Annotated in this window: 22 protein-coding genes and 1 pseudogene; 13 read left to right on the top strand and 10 right to left on the bottom strand. The window is 62.4% G+C overall.

The features are described from left to right. The 11 genes from B4393_RS23040 to B4393_RS22990 all read left to right on the top strand — a co-directional run. Positions 1-790, top strand: a 790-nt coding sequence (locus B4393_RS23040) for a DUF2637 domain-containing protein (RefSeq protein ID WP_078336118.1), incomplete at its 5' end; no start/stop codon positions are given. Between the two features lie 734 nt (positions 791-1,524). Beyond that, positions 1,525-1,857, top strand: coding sequence for a hypothetical protein (locus B4393_RS23035; RefSeq protein ID WP_133052617.1), 333 nt, complete (start codon positions 1,525-1,527; stop codon positions 1,855-1,857). Beyond that, positions 1,854-3,725: a hypothetical protein gene (locus tag B4393_RS23030; RefSeq protein WP_133052616.1), complete on the top strand. Its 1,872-nt coding sequence runs from the start codon at positions 1,854-1,856 to the stop codon at positions 3,723-3,725. Before B4393_RS23035 ends, B4393_RS23030 begins: the two co-directional genes overlap by 4 nt. Further along, positions 3,722-4,354, top strand: coding sequence for a hypothetical protein (locus B4393_RS23025; protein WP_078336115.1), 633 nt, complete (start codon positions 3,722-3,724; stop codon positions 4,352-4,354). The genes B4393_RS23030 and B4393_RS23025 overlap by 4 nt, the downstream gene beginning before the upstream one ends. Beyond that, a complete protein-coding gene (locus tag B4393_RS23020; RefSeq protein ID WP_078336114.1) occupies positions 4,351-4,893 on the top strand; it encodes a hypothetical protein in 543 nt (180 codons plus the stop codon). The genes B4393_RS23025 and B4393_RS23020 overlap by 4 nt, the downstream gene beginning before the upstream one ends. Before the next feature lie 54 nt (positions 4,894-4,947). Then, a complete protein-coding gene (locus B4393_RS23015; RefSeq protein WP_078336113.1) occupies positions 4,948-5,463 on the top strand; it encodes a hypothetical protein in 516 nt (171 codons plus the stop codon). 9 nt (positions 5,464-5,472) lie between these two features. Beyond that, a complete protein-coding gene (locus B4393_RS28190) occupies positions 5,473-5,988 on the top strand; it encodes a hypothetical protein (protein ID WP_236743232.1) in 516 nt (171 codons plus the stop codon). Beyond that, positions 5,988-7,973, top strand: a complete 1,986-nt coding sequence (locus B4393_RS23005; protein WP_078336112.1) for a hypothetical protein — start codon at positions 5,988-5,990, stop codon at positions 7,971-7,973. Before B4393_RS28190 ends, B4393_RS23005 begins: the two co-directional genes overlap by 1 nt. Before the next feature lie 8 nt (positions 7,974-7,981). Beyond that, positions 7,982-8,230, top strand: a complete 249-nt coding sequence (locus tag B4393_RS23000; RefSeq protein WP_100475862.1) for a hypothetical protein — start codon at positions 7,982-7,984, stop codon at positions 8,228-8,230. Between the two features lie 100 nt (positions 8,231-8,330). Then, positions 8,331-8,609 (top strand): hypothetical protein, encoded by a 279-nt coding sequence (locus tag B4393_RS22995; RefSeq protein WP_078336110.1) that lies wholly within the window; start codon positions 8,331-8,333, stop codon positions 8,607-8,609. Beyond that, positions 8,606-8,974 carry a hypothetical protein gene (locus B4393_RS22990; protein WP_078336109.1) on the top strand — a complete coding sequence of 123 codons (369 nt, stop codon included), beginning with the start codon at positions 8,606-8,608 and terminating at the stop codon, positions 8,972-8,974. Before B4393_RS22995 ends, B4393_RS22990 begins: the two co-directional genes overlap by 4 nt. 663 nt (positions 8,975-9,637) lie before the next feature. On the opposite strand, the gene B4393_RS22985 is transcribed toward B4393_RS22990, so the two are convergent. The 4 genes from B4393_RS22985 to B4393_RS22965 form a co-directional block, all read right to left on the bottom strand. Further along, positions 9,638-9,952, bottom strand: a complete 315-nt coding sequence (locus tag B4393_RS22985) for a hypothetical protein (protein WP_078336108.1) — start codon at positions 9,950-9,952, stop codon at positions 9,638-9,640. Positions 9,953-10,455: 503 nt separating this feature from the next. After that, entirely contained in the window at positions 10,456-11,025 is a 570-nt protein-coding gene (locus B4393_RS22975) for a hypothetical protein (RefSeq protein WP_236743231.1), read from the bottom strand. 529 nt (positions 11,026-11,554) lie between these two features. Beyond that, the gene (locus B4393_RS22970; protein WP_078336107.1) at positions 11,555-12,247 is read right to left on the bottom strand and encodes a hypothetical protein; all 693 of its coding nucleotides are present in this window, start codon (positions 12,245-12,247) and stop codon (positions 11,555-11,557) included. 228 nt (positions 12,248-12,475) lie between these two features. After that, positions 12,476-12,781, bottom strand: coding sequence for a MerR family transcriptional regulator (locus B4393_RS22965; protein WP_330359286.1), 306 nt, complete (start codon positions 12,779-12,781; stop codon positions 12,476-12,478). Positions 12,782-12,953: 172 nt separating this feature from the next. Between B4393_RS22965 and B4393_RS22960 the strand changes: the two genes are divergently transcribed. Continuing rightward, positions 12,954-13,406, top strand: a complete 453-nt coding sequence (locus tag B4393_RS22960; protein ID WP_078336126.1) for an Hsp20/alpha crystallin family protein — start codon at positions 12,954-12,956, stop codon at positions 13,404-13,406. 919 nt (positions 13,407-14,325) lie between these two features. Here B4393_RS22960 and B4393_RS28185 read toward each other — a convergent pair. From B4393_RS28185 to B4393_RS22930, 5 genes and pseudogenes are all read right to left on the bottom strand, one after another. Next, positions 14,326-14,883, bottom strand: coding sequence for an LppU/SCO3897 family protein (locus B4393_RS28185; protein ID WP_236743230.1), 558 nt, complete (start codon positions 14,881-14,883; stop codon positions 14,326-14,328). A gap of 661 nt (positions 14,884-15,544) precedes the next feature. Further along, positions 15,545-16,015, bottom strand: coding sequence for a hypothetical protein (locus tag B4393_RS22945; RefSeq protein ID WP_133052612.1), 471 nt, complete (start codon positions 16,013-16,015; stop codon positions 15,545-15,547). 263 nt (positions 16,016-16,278) lie between these two features. Further along, positions 16,279-16,994 (bottom strand): annotated as a pseudogene (locus B4393_RS22940) (DUF4241 domain-containing protein). A gap of 172 nt (positions 16,995-17,166) precedes the next feature. Then, positions 17,167-17,463 carry a hypothetical protein gene (locus B4393_RS22935; RefSeq protein WP_078336103.1) on the bottom strand — a complete coding sequence of 99 codons (297 nt, stop codon included), beginning with the start codon at positions 17,461-17,463 and terminating at the stop codon, positions 17,167-17,169. A 25-nt stretch (positions 17,464-17,488) separates the two neighbouring features. Beyond that, a complete protein-coding gene (locus tag B4393_RS22930; protein ID WP_078336102.1) occupies positions 17,489-17,842 on the bottom strand; it encodes a heme-binding protein in 354 nt (117 codons plus the stop codon). Positions 17,843-18,011: 169 nt separating this feature from the next. Here B4393_RS22930 and B4393_RS22925 point away from each other — a divergent pair, with 169 nt between their 5' ends. Further along, positions 18,012-18,338, top strand: coding sequence for a cupin domain-containing protein (locus B4393_RS22925; RefSeq protein WP_109558639.1), 327 nt, complete (start codon positions 18,012-18,014; stop codon positions 18,336-18,338). Positions 18,339-18,359: 21 nt separating this feature from the next. Here the strand turns inward: B4393_RS22925 and B4393_RS22920 are convergent, their stop codons facing one another. After that, the gene (locus B4393_RS22920) at positions 18,360-18,707 is read right to left on the bottom strand and encodes an MmpS family transport accessory protein (protein WP_078336100.1); all 348 of its coding nucleotides are present in this window, start codon (positions 18,705-18,707) and stop codon (positions 18,360-18,362) included. Positions 18,708-18,797: the final 90 nt, after the last annotated feature.

Genomic DNA, 18,797 nt, shown 5'->3' with positions numbered 1-18,797 from the left:
ACGGTTCTTCTGGTCCTGGTTAGCTGGAGCCACCGCTGTATCCCTCGCCGGGAACGTCGTTCACGCGGCGCTCACCGCGTCACCGTCCACCCGATGGCTCGCCGCTGCGGTCGCGGCGGTGCCTCCCACGGTCTTGTTGGCGTCCGTCCACGGCATCGCCGTGTTGGCCAAGACATCGGCCAGCGGGCGGGTGTACCGCGCCGCCGTCGTGGCGACGACGGGCCTCGCAGCGGGTGCGTTTTTGTTGTCGTTCGTCGCGCTGCGTGACCTCGCAGTGCTCGCGCACATCCCGCGCCAGCTCGCGTTCGTGCTCCCGCTGGTCATCGACCTCGCGATTGGCGTCGCGACTTTGGCCCTCGTCGCAGTTGGGGATAAACCGACGCGCCGCGTCTCCCAGCGCGCCGCGCAACCCCAGGTCAGCAACCACCGCGCGACCTCCACCGCGCCGCGCCCAACTCCCGCCACCGCGTCCAGTCCCGCGCCTGCCGCGCCGCGTTCCACCACCCCGGCCGCGCCCACCGCGCCGCGCAGCGCGTCTCCCAGCGCGCCGCAGGGGAGCCCTGACGCGACAACTCCCGCGCCTGAGGTCGTCGCGCTGGCCGAGCGGATTGTGGAATCTCGCGCCGTTCGACAGCCCGTGTCCGTGGTCGCCAGGATCCTCGAATTGGGGGAGTCGGAGTCTCGGAAGAACGTGCTCGCTGACCGAGCGGGTGTCCACCACTCGGTAGTTTCAAAAGTGCTCGAATCCGCCGAGGCCCAGCGCCGATACGGCTTGGTAGCCGTCTCCTGAGCCCTTTGCTTCGCTGCTTGACCCCCCGAACCACCGCTTTCGTAAGGCCCGCCGTCAGATAGCCCGTAAGACGGGCTGTAAGACGCTCCGTAAGACGGCCCGTAAGATTTCCGCGACCCTCTATTCTCGATGAGCACGCACCCACATAGGGCCTGCTAGAGAACACGTTCTGCGGCCATCCGAGCGCCTCTCGAACCCCCGCTCCCAAGTGCCCTCGGAACGCCCCGCGTAAGACGGTCTCGCGGCCCATTTCCCCCGTCTCATAACGCCTCTCGGACACTCCGCCCTCCCGTTTGTAAGACCTACTCATCTCCCAGCGCCCCGCCCGATGCTCCCACCGCACCGTGGCGATGCCACGGCACGGCGCTCGCGGCGAACTGTCTGGCTGGCCGAAAACTCCTGTGACCTGGGAGTTCTCGCCTCAACAACCCCGCGCTGCCTCTCTCAATTAGGGCTCTGACCTGCGGAAATACCCGAATCACCACGCCCCCTTGGACCCCCTGTTCTCCGCATTTCCCCAGTTCACGGGCACTTTATGCGCCACTGGCAAAGTCAACTGTTAATGACAGAGTAACAGAAGCCACTGGTAGACACCGGAATTGGTTGTATTCGATGTTGACTAGGCAAACCGTTCGGATTATCATCATTAACGAGGGAACTCCCCTACCTCCGTCCCTCGAATTAAGAGGTAGGGGTCGGGCAAAGAGCCCCTCGGAGGCCAAGGAGGTGAGCAGATGGGTCGATGGATTCTGGTTGGCGTGCTGGCCCTTTCAGGACTGTCTCTCCTTTCCGAGTACCCCCTGTGGGGCGTCGGACTACTGCTCGCTGCTGCGCTCATCGGGTGGATGGCGATGCAGGGCCGTGCCACCGTCCGTGCCGAGCGGGCTCGCCCCACGGCGGCGCGGTCAGCGCGCCAAGAGGTGGCGCAAGAAGTCAATTCCGCGCAGCGCGACGCGAACCGCGAGATGCGCCAGACCGTTGAGCGGGCGCGGCGTCAGGCCCAGCGGAACCTCGCCGGCGCGGTTCAGCGCGTCGAGCGCGAGCAGGCGCAGAGGTGGACCGCATGAGTAGGCAGCAACGCCGTGCGCTCCAGGCTCGCCGCGCTGAGAAGCGCGAGGACTTCCTCTGGCAGCGTCAGATTCGTCAGGCCGATTCGCGGCTGGACGCGCTCGACCGCGACGAGCGCGACGCGGAGCGCGAGTGGGAAAAGTTGTCCGAGAAGCTCGGTCAAATCGAACTGAAAGCGCGGGCGGACGCCGAGAAGGCCATCGCGGAAATCACGCGCCAGGCCGCGTCGGAAGAGAAGCGCGTGCTCTCGACCCCGCTGTCGCGATACAGCGGTGCGGGGTTCAACCGCCCGCCGCTGTGGGTGTGGCACGTGAAGAGTTCCATGCCTTCCGCACTTGCCGCGCGGGTAGGCATCACGGGCTCCGATGGTGGCCCATTGCTGGTGCTCCGTGCGGGTGGAGGAGTAACTGAGAGCGACTTGGCTCCGCGTGTGATTGCCTCCGAGATGCCCGAGTTGGCGCACGACCCGAGCTTCGTCGGGTGGAGCGATCAGACGATTTCACTGCTTCCGGAAGTCGCCGCGAGATACAGCGTGCTTGAACTTTTGAGGAATGACGACTGGCTCGCCGGACTGCTGGAAAGCGCTGGGCTCACCGTTTCGAGCACCAGCACGGAGCAGGTGCAAGGGAGGTACGGGGTTGTCGAGAGGAAAGTCACGATCACCGCCGTGCCGAGCTTGACCGATGTGCGGGTCACACGGACGGGATTGCGGCTGACGTTCGGACATCAGCCGGGGCGGAGTGCTCGTGATTGGAACTCACGGATAGATGCGCTCCGCGCTGGCTTGAAGAATGCGGGGCTCGACGCCGACAACATGCGGATTTCGGACGGCCCTGACGGTGAAGTCGTCCTGCACATGAACGACATCGACCCCTTTTCAGGCGCAACTCCCGCGAGTGGCACGTTCGACGCTGAGAGGGGTCGGTCGCTGTTGGGCGTCACTGCAAGCGGAGACGAATGCTGGATTACGTGGAATGGCTCCAGCGGTCTCGTAGTCGGCGGCGTGCCCGGGTCAGGCAAGACAGCTTCGCTCTTGCCCGTCTTCGCGGGTATGTCTGGGCAGTGCGAACTCCACGTCTTCGATGGCAAGGCCGGGTTCGATTTGCACCCCCTCCGTCATATCGCGAGCACGTACGACCGGACGGGTGACATCGACGCTCCGCTGGAGACTCTGCGGAAGCTCGACGCGCTTAGGACTGTGCGGGCCGAGGCCATGTACGTGGCATTGAACGCAAGTAACTTCTGGAATCTGACGGCCGAGCAGAAGAACAAGCTAGGCTTGAAGCCCGTCTTCATCGTCCTCGACGAATGCCAGACTTGGCTCGACACCTCGGGCATGGACAAGGAAGAGAAGCAATCCGCCGACGAGGTGCGCAAGCTGGTTCGGACGCTCGTTCAAAAGGGCCGCAGTGCTGGAATCGTCGTCGTCCTGACTACTCAAAAGCCTGACGCGACAAGCATTCCCACCGTCATCCGCGACAATGCAGCCTTGAAAATTTGTTTCCGCGTGAGCACGCCTGAGCAAGCTGTCACCGTGTTGGGTCGTCAGTCTCCGAATGCGCCTGACCCCACGGAAATCATGATGAGCAACAAGGGCAGGGGAGTGATGGAGACTGAAGGCCACGGCATCGTCCTGTTCCAAGCTGGATACCGAGACCCCGCCGAGCTGGACGACGAGTTGGCCCAGCGCGAGCCAGTCGAGGACCAATCCCGTGTGGCTGCGCGACTTCTGGGCCGCACCGAAAAAGTCGTGTCACGTCCCACCGTGACCGAAACGGTCGAGAGGTCCGACACCCCTGTCACGCCCCCTGTGGTCGAGGCGGACAAGGAGTCGGAAACTGCAGAGAGCAAAGGATTTTCGCTATGACGAGATTCGTTGTCGGACTCGACGCGGTAGTGACTGGGGTATCTGTCGCCGCGTTCGCTGAAGGGCTGGATAGCCCCGTGACGAGGTTCGTCCGTGCCCCTCGCATCGAGAATTTCGACGTGCTGACTCAGACGGCTCGAACTTTGACGACCGCCGAGCTGGCGATGGAAAGTGTTGTCAAGTCGGGGATTCCAGAACTTGTGGTGATGATGAAACCGTCGATAGGCGACGCGCGCAAAGACACATCAGCCCCACGGCGGATGATGCTCGCGGGCGAAATCCAACGACGGTTGATTGAAGCCAGGATCCCCGTAGCCGAGGTGTCCGCGATGACCCTAGTGTCGTGGCTCCTCGGCGGTGGGCGGAAATACCCGCCACGTGATTTCGCTGGCTTGGAGCAGGCCATTCAGGACGCTTGGAGAGTCGGCGAAGTCGATGACGGCTTCCGTTTGAGCACAGTCGGCGTGGCTGCCGCTGCCGCCGTGGTGGCGGGAATCGAGACTCGTAAGCGCGTCGAAAATTCGAGCCTCGCGGCATTGTCGGAAATGAACTTGCCGAGCGGCTGGGAACTCCCAGCGCGGGCGTCCGAGTGGAACTCGTTGTACATGAAAGAAGAGGTATCGGCATGAGTATCAAGCGCTTCGGAGCCACCGTTGCCGTCGCGGGAGCCCTGGCGCTCCCGTTGGCCGCGTGCGGGAGCAGCAGCGCCCCCGCGCCCACGGTGGCAGTGACCAGCGCGCCGACGACGCTCTCGCCGGGTTTTCGGGACAGCTACTGCAACATCAACTCGTCAACAAAAGATGCTTGCCGTCAGTCCGATTCGACTGCTCGCCAGCAGCAGGCCCCTGCGTCCACCAGCACCGGAATCCCGTGGTGGGCCTGGGTGCTGATCGCGCTCGGAGGCTCGGTCGGCGCACTCATCGCAGGAGTCAAGCTCATGGAGTGGAACGACGACCGAGCCTCCGAGCGCGCCTCCGCTCGGCTGGCTGAGCTGGAAGCTCGCTATCCCGACCGCGACGATGACGTGGAGGACTACCCGGAAGACTACGACGACGAGGACTTCGAGGAAGACGAGGATCCCCGCGCCCCCGTCCAGGCTCCCGCCTTCCCCCCACCCCCAGCGGGCGGGGGAAGTCTGCTGAGTTCGTTGCGCCAGCAGGGCAACTAAGACCGTCCCCCAGATAGAACATTCAGACCGACCATCGAGAAAGGAAGAAGAGAAATGAATGCAAGGATCCTCGCGGCCACGGCAGCGAGCTTCGTGGCGGTCGGTCTGACGGCGTGCGGGCACACCAGCGAGCCCGCAGCCCAGCCGCTGCCCGACGTTTTTCCCATCGAGCAGCAGTGCGCGGACATCCCGAAGCCCAACGACCCGCACAACCTGATCGGGGACAACTGGTTGACGGACAACGCTTGCGCTGTCTTCAACATGAACCGCCCAGGAGAGGGTGTGGACGGCGACCAAGCCGAGAAAATCGTCTACGACGCCAGGATGCGGGCACTCGCAGGGAAGCGCGACCTCGCCCTTCTGGCCCGCCAGGGGAACGCGCAGATGGACAATCCAGCGGGCGTGGAGACTGATTTCAAGAGCGTCATCGCCCAGCGCCGCGCATCGTTGAAGGCCGAGCTGACCGACTCTGGCCTGGCCTTGCAGGGCAAGGCTCCGCAGGACTACCGCATCGAGTATCTGAAGGGCGAGGCTCACTCAGCCTCTCCAGGGCTCACGCCAGGGAAGTAGCGTGTGACCATGATGAAATCGCAATTCCAGCCGGGCGCAACAATTCTCGCGGCGTTGACCGTCGCGTTCGGCGTGATTCTCGGGGTGGTGGGGTGCAACGCCGAGCACCCCACCACCCCCTTGGCGGCGAGCAGCACGGGGATGATCAGCAGCTCGGTCGCGGCTCAGGCTCTGGTGGACGTGAGCGCGATTTGGGCGACTCACCCGCTGCCGCCGTGCCCGCGTGTGATTGTCGGAAATCAAACTGCTCCAGCGAGATTGGTGCTTCCGAGCGATGAAACCGTTGCGGGGATCCTCGCGGGTGTTCGGAGTCCGGGGAGCGATGCCTGGGTGAGAGAGAAGCTGGGTTGGGTGACGCAGGAACTGGCTGCCACTCGTGCAGACATTATTTCTGACCCTGGCGTTGGGGCAGAGGAACAAGCCAAGCAGTTCGGCCAGTATGTGAAGCACGTGCGGGCTGAACTTCAAGCAGGACATGATATTTCAGACCCGATTGACAAGACCTATCCCGAAGGGTGCTCGTAATGGCCCCACAACCTGATGTCGAGAAACCCGCAGACGACCCGTACTTCTTGATTGGGACGAACTGGCCACCCGAGTCCGAGCTTTCCTATCACGCAGCTGAGGCGGCTGTGGATGATGCCGCAACTGCGACTAAGGCACAAGCAGAGTCTGCTGACGATGCTAAGCGTCAGACCGAAGCTGGAATGCAGGGCAAGACAGCCGATTCCGTAACCAATGGATATACACATCAGGCTGAACAGCTCCGTCAGCAGAGCCAAAACTACACGACAATCAGTGGGTGGATGGCGGATGCGGCGGGCACGATTCGTAAAGCAAAGAAACGCATCGCGGCCCTCGTATCCACGGGAACATCGGAAATCAAAGACGCCATCACCAGTGAGACCTCGGGCACCGCTGTTACGCCATCATCAACAGACCTCACGTCCAGGTACCGTGACGACATCGCTGGTGTTGCAACGCAGCTCGGCGTTGACCTCGACGGAATCGGCCACTCACTCGCGGGCGCACCAGGTGCGTCCACGACTCCGAGCTATGTCAGTGTCTCCACCGAGCCGACCACCGAGCGGCCTGATCCTCACGCATCCGTGGTGGCATACAACCATGGCGACCAGCCCGTCGTGGAGCCGCAACGTCTGCCTGAAATGCCTCGGGCCACGAGCACTCCAGCCGTCGAGGTACCAAGCACGCCAAGCGTTCCGAGTGTGCCCACCGCGCCGACGCATCCCGTGAACCCGACACTGACCAATCTCATCTCGGGAAGCGGCCCATCGGACACTCCCGCATCCCCGAGCGCCAAGTCTTCGAGTGGCCCCACCTCGGGCACCCCCGCAGGCCAGCAGCAGGCCCACCAACCGACCGAGCGTCACCAGGACGCGAAATCCGCTGGACTGCCCAACCTCCCGTCCGTCCCGCTGCCTGATCTGCCCGCTGCAGCGGCGGACATCGCCACGGCGGTCACCAGTGCCACGACCCACCAGCTCCCCACGGCACCGACCTCGCCAGGATCCTCGCTGCCCGCCTCCACGGGAATCACGCCAGGCGTATCGGGAACTCCTCCCGTGACTCCCGTGGCCCCTGGGCTCGCTCCAATCGGAGGGGGCGGTCTGAGCGCTCCACCAGTGCAGGCCGCACCACCCGCCATGCAGGGGCCACCAGCCGCACCAGCAGCCCCGCCCGCTGCTCCTCAGCAGAGCCCAGCACCAGCCCCTCGTGGCTCCGTGGCCGACCTCGGGTGGATTCAAAAGACGTACGGTCTCTCTCCTGGCGTGGAACTCCCCAACCCCGAGACCACTGTCATCCCAGCCATTTTCATCGCAGACCTGCCCGAACCCGAAGCCCATCTGCACCGCGCGTTGGCCACGCTCCGTCATGCTTTCGACGACGCGGGGTGGGGTCAACCCCTCGCGGTCGCCACCATCAGAAGGGGTCTGGAGAGTCGAACGGTGTACGCCACGGCGGACGCCGTGAGCATCCACCCAGCGGGCATCCTCCTGCCCGATGAAGTCCTACCGATTGGCGAGATGCCTGGCACGCCAGCCACACCCGAGTTGTCGGGCTCCCTCGTGGTGCAGGACAAGCTCACCAGCCTGATTCCCCGCAACTGGGAAGTGGAGGGCCTTCTGAGCACCGTTTCCGGCGGGGAGGGCAGCCAGAGTGCCGAGCAGTACCAGGAGCTTGTGGACGCGGAAGAAGTGCTGTCGTGCAAGGTGTCTCGCGGGCGGGATGGCGTTGGGGCCGATGAGGCGCTGCGCGTTTTCGCTCGCGCGGCGATTGGTCGCGGGGGATGTGGCGAGCTTGATGTCGAGAGCGCCAGGATCCGCGCGGCCAGGTGGATTGGCACTCAGCCTGCGGGGTATCTCGACACCCTGGCACGGTTCTATCTGTCCGATGCCGCCGAGTCGATGAGCCGTGGACTTTGGGGCGAGGCCGTGTGGGCGTCCGAGAAGTACATGAGTCTCAATCAATCGAGAAGTCAAGTGGCATAGGAGAAATGATGAACAAGGCACAACACGAAGCGTTTCAAGCAGCGCACGCCCGCTCGGCTGAGCGGAGCGTTGCCATCGCGGCGACGTTCTTTTGCATCGAGGCGCTGGACTGGACTGACCGCCCGACAGCCCACGAAGAGTTCATCGCCGCGATGGACGGGCTCGACAAGATGCGGGCCGCGAGCAACGCCCAGCTCCAGTTCGAAGTCGAGCTGGCCGAGGGAAAATGGGACAACCTGTTAGGAAATCGCCCGTGACACAAGAAGAACTGAACGCACGTGCCGCCGAGTCGTTGAAAGCTCAGTGGCTGGCCGCGCCCAATCGGACGTTTGTTGTCGAGAAGAAGGAGAAGGACTGATGGGAACTGTTGCGACATCGGGAGACACGATTATCCAGGTGCACCGAGCCCTCGCGAACGGTGCAAGGGAGGCGGCGGAAGGGCTGCCCACGGTGGTCTCGGCGGGGATGAGGGAGGGGCACGCGGCGCTGCTGGAAGGGGCGATTGCGGACACGCGGAAGGTGTTGGGGGCGTTGGCGCGGGTGGCCGACCTGGGGGCCGAGGGTGCCGAAGCGCTCGCTGGCCAGGACCACGAGAATGGCCAGAAGTTCGGTGGGGTGCAGGGGGTCCGACGATGACCGACCTGTTGCTGCAGGTAGACCCCGAGGCGCTGTTGAGCTTTGCGCAACAGTTGGAGGGGCGTGCCGATGACTTGGAGGCTGGCCTGGCCGCCGAGCGGGCCAAGGTGGAGGACGCGGTTCGGCGGTCTGGCTCGATGTACACCCGCGATGGGCGGACAGCCCCCGTGTTCAAGCCGCTGGGGAGCGCGCTGTCGGGTGTGCTTGATCGCGCGGAATCGAACGTTCAGGCGGTCACGGCGACCTTGCGGCACGACGCGACGATGTTGCGGGAGTTCGTCGCGCAGCACGAAGCCGCCGAGCAGCGAGCCGTGAGGGCGTGGGAGACGGGCGAGATTCAGGTGAAGCCCCGTGGAGCTGCCTAGCCCCCTCGCGGGTCGGGATGGCGAGTAAGACGACAAGACGACGTAATGCAACGCTAAATAGCGCCAGAGAGATGTGATATAACGCGGTACAGTCGGTATTTACTCGGTATTTATGTCCGAGCAACTCCGATTTCCGGACCTGCGATTTACGCTCTGCCAGACACATCAGGGCAGGTAACCGTGAGAAAATGGGGGAGTGTCGGGAACTGGCGCGAGAGTCCGTTGCATAACCCAGAGGTCGCAGGTTCAAATCCTGTCCCCGCTACTAGGTACGCAGGCCAGAGACTAGCTTTAGTCTCTGGCCTGCGTCATTTTTGGGACCTTTTTCTGTCTTGGGTCACTAAAGGACCGCTAATTCGCAGGGTGTTCCAGCGCGCGATCCAGTACGGCCGCAGCCTCCGGGTGCGCCTTGCCACGCGCGAGCTAGTGCCGCTGGGTGGTGAGTATGTCGGCCTGGCCAAGGGAGTCTGCGATGACGGCATAGGAAGTCCCGCATCGTCTTTGAGCGTCGCGCCTGCTTGCGGAAGCTGTGCGCGGTGACGTCCTCGGCGATACCGAGCGCAGCGCGAATCTGGCGCCATTGACCTGCCACGTTCCCGGTGCCCCGCCATCGCCCTTGCCGCTTGAGTTGTGTGATGAGGTGTGGACGGACTGTGGGCGATGTCAGAAGCTGCGGCGCCTTGCCCGCCAGTCCAGTGTCTTGCCTCTGAGCCAGATCACGGCCATCACCCAGGCTGCAGCACCAAGCCCTATGCCTCCTGAAGCCATGATCCGCTTGTAGGTGATTTGGGAATCACGGTCATAGCCAACGGTTGGGACGCTGGTCTCAGAACCGGTCAGCAGCCGTTCGTGGGCCCGCCCGTAGTGCTGGCATCGGTCCCATTGACTCATTGGTCTGCCGTCGCAGGTGTCCGGATGCTGAAACATACTCACGCCGAAGAACACGAACACCATGCAAATCGGTACCGCCACCAGCATGCGTCGACTGCTGGCGCGCGCGGTCGGGGGCAGCGGCCCATGGCGACTGCGATGCCAATCATGTCTCCCCACCGCCTCATTATTCAGCAAAGTTAGGGCTGCAGTACGACACATCCGTGAGTGGATAGGCTGGGCGACACACCGTGTACTCGGCGCCCCGCCACCGCCCCTGCCGCTCGAGCTGCGGGATGGGGTGTAATCCAGCCCTAATCCCGATGTGCGAGTCGCGACATCAACCTCGCGGTTGCCCTTCGCGGGTTGGTGTTGAGAGGTACATCGATGAAGTCCGCGCGAATTAGCCGTCGACCCAACCGATTTTCGACGCATCCGATGCACAGGTGGCCAGCATCGTTGGGATTGATCTCGAGCCAGAGATCGTGATGGAGCATGTAGTACTCGTCGCGACCTCTTCCGTCGGCATTGTCAGTGTCGACTCCGCAACCCTGCACAGGACCAATCAATCGGCAGCATCGAGAGCCCCGAAGTGGTGTTCGCTTGGAGGCTCATCTCTGTACCCGCAGTGGCTCAGTTATGGGTGAGCCGTCGTTGTGGCCGCCGGCGATCTCCTGCCGTTCGGCGGCTTGAATGAGCAGTTGAGCGCGAGCGTCCAAGCGGATCGGACTGATCCAGGCGTAGACCCCCATCGCAGCGAAGAAGGCGACCACCACTAGATCGCGAACTCTGAGCTGTCCATCGAGATGGGTCAGGATCAGCAACGCGGCATAGACAGCCATCCATTTGGTCGGCGTGCTGCCAAGATTGGGTTGGGCCAGCGCCGCCGCGGCGCGCAGTACGGTCGGATCGGTGGGGATCGGGCCAAAAAGAGGTGCATTGAACGCTTCGGCCCGACGCTCTGGTTCCACCGCGATAAGAGTCTCGCGGACGAAAGCCGCTCGCTTGCGGCCAGCACGCGCGAACCACAGTCCCAGCACGCCCGAAATAGACACGCTCACAGCGACTTTAGTGGTGGAGAGCTCACCACCCCAGAAGGCAACTGCTAGCGCTCCGAGCGTCAGCAGGGAGTACAACGCCCAATGCACCCACCATGGAGCAATCTCTAACCGGAGCCTCACTAGGCGAGTATAGGCATGCAGCAAAGTGTTGGGCGCATGGAGTCGGTGCTTCGAAATGCTAGTCCAGCGTTAACTCCATGCCCTCCTGCCGCGGGCACGGACCCGCCGCAGGATCACGCGACACAGTCTCCACGGCACTGGTCCACCGTGGTCGACGGCGCCCGCGGCGTCCTCTAGTGCGGGAGAATCGGGGGCGTTTCGGTCTCCAATAAGTCTCCAGAAATTCGCACCGCGTCGCACCCGTTCGTCACTGTGTTCGACTGTCCATTCCTTCGAATGGGCGAGGTTGGTGCTGCTCAAGCGCCGTTTCAGGCTTGCGATTGACTGTCCGAGTCGCTGCTCGAACTCGAATGCCCGTGGGCTCCCGCATCCGGATGCGCCGCACACCCAAGGGTGATTAGGTCACCATAGTGGGGAGCCGCACTTCCCTTCGCCGACGACGACGTACCTGCCATCGCGGCCGGGCTCCCGGCTGCCCGCGTGTTCTGCGCATCGCATAGGCCGGGCTGAGTGCGCGGGCGTCAAACCGCTAGGGGCTTGGGGTTTGGTATCCGATGCGTTCGGCTTCTGTGAGCAGAGCGGTGATGTCGGGATCGGGGTGGAACTGCCGGATTAGTGGGTCGGTGAGGGGTTCGTTGTTCATGACGCGGGCAACGGCGTCGTGCGTGATGGTGTGTTTGACTGGGCTATATAGCCTTTCGGCTATCTTGCTTGGAGACCATTCGGTTAGCAGATGAAACAGCCAGCCTTCCCCGCCGTAGGGTTCTCCACCCCATGAGGATTCTCCGAGTGTGCCGTGGGCCCATCGGTTGTCGCTTGGGGTGCGCCAGATGGCCACTGTCGTCTGAGGATTGCCGTCGAACCAGTCGTACAGGTCGCTATTTCCGAGCTCGGACTTGAAGCGCTCGGGCAGGTCGTCGATCAGCCCGGGCCAGTATTCGATTTCGGCGTCATAGGTATTCATCTCTGACTCGTGGTCGTAGCCGCGCAAGAACACACCGTCCTGGGTGGAGAACAAGATGGACCAATGGTCGCCGCCCCCGTTGGCATAGGTGGCGAGGTCGTCGCCGGGTCGCCAGCTCCTCCGGTACAGCACATTCCCTGCGGGGTCTTCAGTTGGCCGCCCCTTGGTGAGTGCCGCCAGGACGGCGTGAATTTGGCAGCGTCGTTTCAGCTCGGTGGGTTCGGGAAGCTGTGCAGCAAACTCGACAAGGCCGGACATGCGCGCACAATATCAGCCATGTATTGCCGACGGCGGACGCTCACCAGCTTCAGTCGGCGCCTGACGGCAATGCGGTGACCGAATGCGACGCGCGTGTCCTGGATCTCGCGCAGCAGTTCGCCGCGCACTGCAACGCCAAGCACTGGATCAGGGCCGTGCCGTTGATGCACTCAAGCTTTGTGGAGGCACGAAACCTGGCCAGCCAAACCGAATGCGTCCCATTGTTGTTCAGCGTGCGCGCGGGTCGGGTTGTTGGTGGCTGAGGGTGGCGCGCAGGGCGGTGTTGTCGTCTTCGAGGTGCAGGATGCGCGCGATGCCGGCGATGTTGACCCCGGCGGCCACGAGGGTAGTGATGCGGCGGATGCGGGTGAGGTCATCGCTGCTGTAGCGGCGGGTGCCGCCGTTGGTGCGCGCGGGCATCAGGAGGCCGTGACGTTCCCACAATCGCAGTGAATCGGCCGCGGTACCGGAGAGTTCAGCTGCTACGGAGATGCCGTACACGCCCAGGGTTCGCGAAGGATCATCTACGGGCAGAGCCGCATTCGGCCCGAAGGTAGTACCACCCGTCGGGAGTGGGAAATTTTCTGGCGTCACCTACTTGCCCTCTATCTCGGTCAGTGCTATATAAAAATCTAGGCCGTATGAACTAGATTATCATGCGGTTTGCGTACCGATATTGAGAAAGGATTGTGTGGAGGTGACCACCATGCTGATGCGTACCGACCCGTTCCGGGACTTGGATCGTTTCACCCAGCAGGTGCTTGGTACGGCCGCGCGCCCGGCCGCAATGCCCATGGACGCCTGGCGTGACGGCGAGAAGTTCATTGTCGAGTTCGATCTGCCCGGAATCGCCCAGGATTCCTTGGATCTGGATATCGAGCACAACGTGGTGACCGTGCGCGCTGAACGCGCACCGGTGGACCCGAATCGGGACATGCTGGCTACCGAACGGCCGCGAGGTGTTTTCTCTCGCCAGCTGGTCCTCGGGGACAACTTGGACACCGAGAAGATCGCTGCCAGCTATCACGATGGCGTGCTGCGCCTGCAGATCCCGGTCGCCGAAAGGGCTAAGCCCCGCAAGATCACCGTGGATCGCCCGGCCGATACCGTGATAGTCGATACCGCATCGCCTCCGGCCCGAGAGCCCATCAACGCCTGACCGGCCGAGCCTTGCAGGGATCCACCACAGCGGGCTCGGCAGCCCGGGATGCCGGATGTTCCACCTCTATCGGCCCGGTGACCCGGTCACCGCCCTGGTCGCGGCCCCAACCCTCACCTCGAAACCATCTCCCTTGCTTGAGGAGAGGGGCCGCGACCAGGCATCGACACGTACCCGGAACCCCCGCGCCAGAGCTGCAAGACGAACTCCTTGACGAGGTGTGAGCACCAACTAGACCTCGCAGCGCCCTGCCTCGGGCGCGGCCCCCGCAGCAGGGCTACGCGGCACAGTCCCTCGGCGTTGGTCCACCGGTCGACGGCACCCCCGGTTGTCCTGGATTGGAGCCGGGGGGGTGTTCGACTGTCCATTCCTGTCAATCGGTCGGATTGGCGCTGTTCATCCATCATTTCATGCTTGTGATTGACTGTCCGAGACGGCTTGTGCTAGCTCAACTCTCGGATATCCCAGAGGTCGCAGGTTCAAATCCTGTCCCCGCTACTAGGTGCGCAGGCCAGAGACTAGCTTTGGTCTCTGGCCCGCGTCATTTTTCGGACTCGCTTCTAGGTCGCGCGAAAGTATCGGAGCGGGTGTGTTTCGGCGCTTGTGGCTGTGGGGGGTACGCCCTAATCGGGATGTGCGAGACGTGACGTCAAACGTGCGCTCGCTCTTCGCGGGTTCGTATTGACCGGAGCATCTATGAAGTCTGACGCGATCAGACGTCGGCCCAGGCGCCCTTCTGCGCATCCGATGCACAGGTGCCCAGTCGCATGGGGATTGATCTCTAGCCATAGGTCGTGGTGGAGCATGTAGTACTCGTCGTGACCGTGTCCGTCGACGTTGTCGGTGTCGATCCCGCAATCCAGACAAGACCAATCGATCACCGGCTTCAACGCTGGCCTTTCGGTCACGAGTTCGGTACTTACTTCTGTGTTTCGGTGCAGATCGTGAACTTGCGCACCGCGTGCGGGAAACCCCCGGTCGGACATCCCGCATTTGTAGTGGTGTTCAAGATGACGTTCAGTGGCTTCTCTCGATTCAGGTGTGATCGGTCGTCGCATCTGACGCGGGTGGCTTCGTATTTGCCGATGCTCAGGCAATTGCCGCGAGCCCAGTAGTAGTCAAGGCACGCTGTCCACTCGCCGCCATCCGCGGTGTTGGTGTCCCAGTATCTTTGCTCGGTATCGCCGACGCAGTCGGTGTGGTTCCGAACCTGTTGTATAACAAAGTAATTGTTGTCCGGGGCCCCGCATTTGGCTTTGGATAACTGCATGTGAGTGGCTGTCATATGCAGGTGAACACACGTCCCGGCGGGGTAATCCGGATTGACAGTGAGGGTTTCAGCCGGAAAGCGGCCGTTGATCTGGGAGAAGTTCGTGTTGACCGTTTTGGCGGCGAGCTCCGAACGGAACTCATATCGCACCTTGGCATACACCCGATACCCGAAGCTCGCCACGGCGCACAACGTCAGAGCTGCCACGACACTCAAAACGGCGATACCCAGAACGGTCGGCCACCGACGATGCCTAGGCGCCCCTGCAGCACTCGGCCGAATCTGCGGATCTACCACTTACTTCTGCCCCGATCTTGGGTGTATCCGGGTGCCGCGCTGAGATGGAACCTGTTGTGCCCCTACTGATCTGGTGTTGTATATGCTGATGCCTGGGTTCTGATCCAACGGTGGCTGATTGATGCCGCCCTGGCAATCGGGCATCTGTGGCGGCAGTTTGGACAGTGGACCTCTTCCCGGTATTGCGCGGTCGCTAATGATCTTCGCCCCGTCGACGGAAAGGCTGGCGGTGGCCACCACCGTCGGTGTTTGGCGCAAACCTGGTGGCATGCGCCAGTGAGCGCTCACAACCATGTCTATGTGGCCCTCCCGTTGTCGGCTGCGCGCGCATCACACGCCGTAGCTACCAAACGGATCATGGCATAGTAACGTGTTGATGTCTAGGATTGATGAGAGCTAATATGTTTGCTGTCAAGCTCGACTTCCTGGGGTGCAGGTGTCGAGTTGCGGGGTAGTCGGTATCCGCCTGGCAATATGAAGAATTGGGTGTCAGATCGCCGAAGGGCCAGCGATCCCGCTTAGCTGTCGATGTGCCTCTTGGTGCGTGAGGAAATGCCCGTCGAAGGTGCCGCTAGTCGATGAAATCGCCGGTGAGCGCGAGGGCCAGCCAATCGTCGACAACGTCCCACAATGCGCGTGGTTCTTCGTCGAGCAGTCCGGCCCCTGCGGTCCACGCTTCGGTACCTTGCGGACCGGTGTTGGCAAGGATGTATCCGCTTGCCCCGTCCGTGTAGAACATGGCCAGGTCCCGGGCCAGTGGCGGATTTTCGGGTGGCGCACTGAGATAGTGCAACTTACTGTCGCCGAGCCAGGAAGCCCAGTCGATGAGTTTGTCGGCTTTGTAGATTCCGACCGGCTCAGAGACAGGTTCGTTGTGAAGACCATTGTGGAGGCCGGAGTAGAACCTTCTGACACTCTTCGGCAGCTTTGCGACAACGGATAATTCTGTTCGTTCAGGGGCGTAGCCGAATAAGAACTCACGGCCATCGGGCGCATCGAATGTGTATTGCAGCGCGATGCCCGTGTGCTCGTCGGAACTCATTCGCACCGGTGATACATCCAGGCAGTACTCGTTCAGGACTGCCTGAGACGTCGCATCGATCCCGGGAGTGCGCGATTCCATTCGCCAAGCGCGCGGTGAATCGAATCAGTGCAAGGGATTTCGACGAGTTCGTTCCACCACGCCGGGACTTGCTGGCTTTCTTCATCGGAAAGATCCCCGACCTCGAGGATTGCCTCCACGGAGGCGTTAAACCGTTCGGCGGCGGAGGCGGCAAGTTGGGCGCGCATCAATGGGGTGTCGGCCTATCGCCGGCGGAACATCCGGCCGGCGGCCGCGCCCCATCGCCGAACACGGCCGCGTGAATTGTGCAGTGTCGCTTGGGAAGCATCGAGTACCCCGAAGTCGACATGAATTCCGACGGGCAGATTCTTGGCGTCATAACTGGCCACGATCGGATGGCGGGACTTGTCGATCACCGTTTTACAGGTGATGACTGTCGCACCTGCTGAGGTGTAGACGTCCGAGTAATCCCTGTCGCTTTCCCATGCGCGCTCCCAGCTGCGATCTAGTGCCTCAAATTCTTTGGCAGAAACAGACTCGGCGTCGTGGACCAGAATCATGCCCAGATCGGTGGAAACGCTGATTCCGTATGGGGGAGCTGGCTTTCCGTAGAGGTCTTCGGGGAAGTCGATCCGCTTGCGGGGAGCATCGGAGAGTTGAATCGACAGATACGCCGGCCGAAACAGTGGAGCCCCTGGCTTTGTTCGGATGTTGAGCTCGGTGGACCACACGCGATAGTTCCCTGGATCGACATTCAGGACCACTTGCGGATAGTGGAGGTCATAGACGTCGCGAATCGCTAGGCGCCCCGATGAAACTTCGATCCGGCCCAGTTCGATGTTCCGGAACAGGGGAGGTGGGCAGTACCACGGAGCGAAGCGTGATGGATCAACAAGAGACATTCGCCGGGCACCCCTCCACTGCTCGCGCCGAGGTAGGTACTGTCCGCGGCCGCCACGATCCTTGATTCGTCGGTAATCGTGACATAGGCGGGTTTGGCTCGAACGGAGCCCGGTCAAATGTCGCGGATTCACTATGTGGCCGGGCGGAGGCAAGGTCGTGGAATACCGCGGGCCAGAGACAATGTCAGTCTCTGGCCCGCGGTACTTGTAGAGGCAAGAATGCCGAAGCTACCGGCACTGAACCCCGGGGTTGTTGCAGGACTTGCCGATCCCGTTGCTGTTTCTCCCGCCGCCGATGTTCTGCGGCTGACCGTTGATCTGCCGCGAATCCGGCGTGTAGATGTTCATCGCGTCGTTTCCGGTCAGGAACTCCGTCTCATCGTCCCAAGGGTCCGCGCTGTAGGTAACCGCGGGCGCCGTGCCGCCCTGGACATTTCCGTCGTCCACAAGGTTCACACCAACAGCGGTGGTCACGCCCAAAAAGGCGAAGATTAGTAACCGCGCAAAGGCGCACTGTGTGCTCATTGCGATTGCACCCCACTTCCTAGATTCAATTGATGGGACTTACCGCGACACCACAGCGTTCCTTGAAGTCGGTGACCGGCTGACGGATACCGTCGAGGTCGGCCTTCACGTCCGGGTTCGCGGCCATGTATCCGTCGATCGCCGAACGTATTTCGCTTCTCGATTTGCCCTTGAAGCCGTTGAAGAAGTCGTTCACGTCAGGGTGCGTGTGCAGATAGACCGATTCCGAAGCCGCCACGCCGGATGTCACACCCAGCAGATCCGCGGGTGTGCAATTTGGGGGATCTTCCGCTGCGGCCAGTGGCGCGCCGAGGGTGGACGCACCCAGGGCGGCGAGGGCAATTCCTGCGTAAGCCACAAATCTTGGTATGGACGACATGCCGACTCCTCTTCGTGAGTTACAGACCTTGTATTGGTTTACATCGCCGTTGGCCACATTGCCATACGGTGCCAGGGTATGGCAGGGCAACGAGCCGCCCCGATTGGGTGACCCGAACGCACGGACGCGGAGGGTTGACGGGCCTGGCGCCGAGGCATGGAATGGGATGATGCAGAAACGCTCGATCGATGCATTGATACGTCAACTGTTCGAGCGCGCCAACGACGGGCACAACGCCGCGGACACGGTGGTCGGCGGGCATGAACGGATATTGCGCCAGACGGTGATCGCTCTACGCGAGGGCGCTGAACTCGGCGAGCACGAGAATCCGGGCGAGGCCACCATCTACGTCATTCAGGGATTGGTGCGCCTGGTCGTCGGCGCCGAACATTGGGACGGTCGTGCCGGTGACCTGATCGAAATCCCCGATGCCCGACACTCGCTACAGGCGCTGGCCGATTCAGCGGTGCTGCTCACGGTCGCGAAGCATCGCTGAATCGCGCGGGTGAGCGCAGGGCTATCCGTGACAGGTGGCCGCAGTCTGGCCGGTGGTGGTGTTTTCGACCGTGACCTTGCCGTTGATGATCAAGCGGCACGTCACGGCAGCCCCGGCAGATTGGGCACTGACGAAGTACGGCGGATCGGCGACGTCACTGGTGAAGGTCCAGGCCCAGGTGTGCTGCGTGCCGTCGACGGGCTGATCACGCATGTGCCCAAGGCTGTCTCTCCAGGTGATCGCCGTGATCGGGCGATCTGAGCTGATGACGTAGAGGACAGTGTCCGGAGTCTGTGGAGCAATGGCGAGTGAAGCGCCGAATGCGGTCGCGCCGACTGCGGCAGTAATCAGAGTTGCCGTGAGTGCCACAGGTCAGCCCTCGCAACTCTGCGGGATCGAAACCATGAGCTGCATTGCCCATCCTTCTTGTCTTGTTGTGCTGAGGGCACAGTACGCCGA

The sequence above is a fragment of the Mycobacteroides franklinii genome, from assembly GCF_002013895.1.
In the GTDB taxonomy this organism is placed as follows: Bacteria; Actinomycetota; Actinomycetes; order Mycobacteriales; family Mycobacteriaceae; genus Mycobacterium; species Mycobacterium franklinii.
Note: the sequence above shows the minus strand (reverse complement) of the source record. Positions and strands in the feature narration are given on the sequence as shown.

Excerpts from the sequence above, each read along its gene's own strand:
- B4393_RS23020 (WP_078336114.1), top strand. The coding sequence starts at position 4,351 with ATGAGTATCAAGCGCTTCGGAGCCACCGTTGCCGTCGCGGGAGCCCTG.
- B4393_RS23030 (WP_133052616.1), top strand. The coding sequence starts at position 1,854 with ATGAGTAGGCAGCAACGCCGTGCGCTCCAGGCTCGCCGCGCTGAGAAG.
- B4393_RS23035 (WP_133052617.1), top strand. The coding sequence starts at position 1,525 with ATGGGTCGATGGATTCTGGTTGGCGTGCTGGCCCTTTCAGGACTGTCT.
- B4393_RS22985 (WP_078336108.1), bottom strand. The coding sequence starts at position 9,952 with ATGCTGGTGGCGGTACCGATTTGCATGGTGTTCGTGTTCTTCGGCGTG.
- B4393_RS22930 (WP_078336102.1), bottom strand. The coding sequence starts at position 17,842 with ATGTCGTCCATACCAAGATTTGTGGCTTACGCAGGAATTGCCCTCGCC.
- B4393_RS22995 (WP_078336110.1), top strand. The coding sequence starts at position 8,331 with ATGGGAACTGTTGCGACATCGGGAGACACGATTATCCAGGTGCACCGA.
- B4393_RS22960 (WP_078336126.1), top strand. The coding sequence starts at position 12,954 with ATGCTGATGCGTACCGACCCGTTCCGGGACTTGGATCGTTTCACCCAG.
- B4393_RS28190 (WP_236743232.1), top strand. The coding sequence starts at position 5,473 with ATGATGAAATCGCAATTCCAGCCGGGCGCAACAATTCTCGCGGCGTTG.
- B4393_RS23005 (WP_078336112.1), top strand. The coding sequence starts at position 5,988 with ATGGCCCCACAACCTGATGTCGAGAAACCCGCAGACGACCCGTACTTC.
- B4393_RS22990 (WP_078336109.1), top strand. The coding sequence starts at position 8,606 with ATGACCGACCTGTTGCTGCAGGTAGACCCCGAGGCGCTGTTGAGCTTT.
- B4393_RS22970 (WP_078336107.1), bottom strand. The coding sequence starts at position 12,247 with ATGTCCGGCCTTGTCGAGTTTGCTGCACAGCTTCCCGAACCCACCGAG.
- B4393_RS23015 (WP_078336113.1), top strand. The coding sequence starts at position 4,948 with ATGAATGCAAGGATCCTCGCGGCCACGGCAGCGAGCTTCGTGGCGGTC.
- B4393_RS23025 (WP_078336115.1), top strand. The coding sequence starts at position 3,722 with ATGACGAGATTCGTTGTCGGACTCGACGCGGTAGTGACTGGGGTATCT.
- B4393_RS22925 (WP_109558639.1), top strand. The coding sequence starts at position 18,012 with ATGCAGAAACGCTCGATCGATGCATTGATACGTCAACTGTTCGAGCGC.
- B4393_RS22935 (WP_078336103.1), bottom strand. The coding sequence starts at position 17,463 with ATGAGCACACAGTGCGCCTTTGCGCGGTTACTAATCTTCGCCTTTTTG.
- B4393_RS23000 (WP_100475862.1), top strand. The coding sequence starts at position 7,982 with ATGAACAAGGCACAACACGAAGCGTTTCAAGCAGCGCACGCCCGCTCG.
- B4393_RS22945 (WP_133052612.1), bottom strand. The coding sequence starts at position 16,015 with ATGAGTTCCGACGAGCACACGGGCATCGCGCTGCAATACACATTCGAT.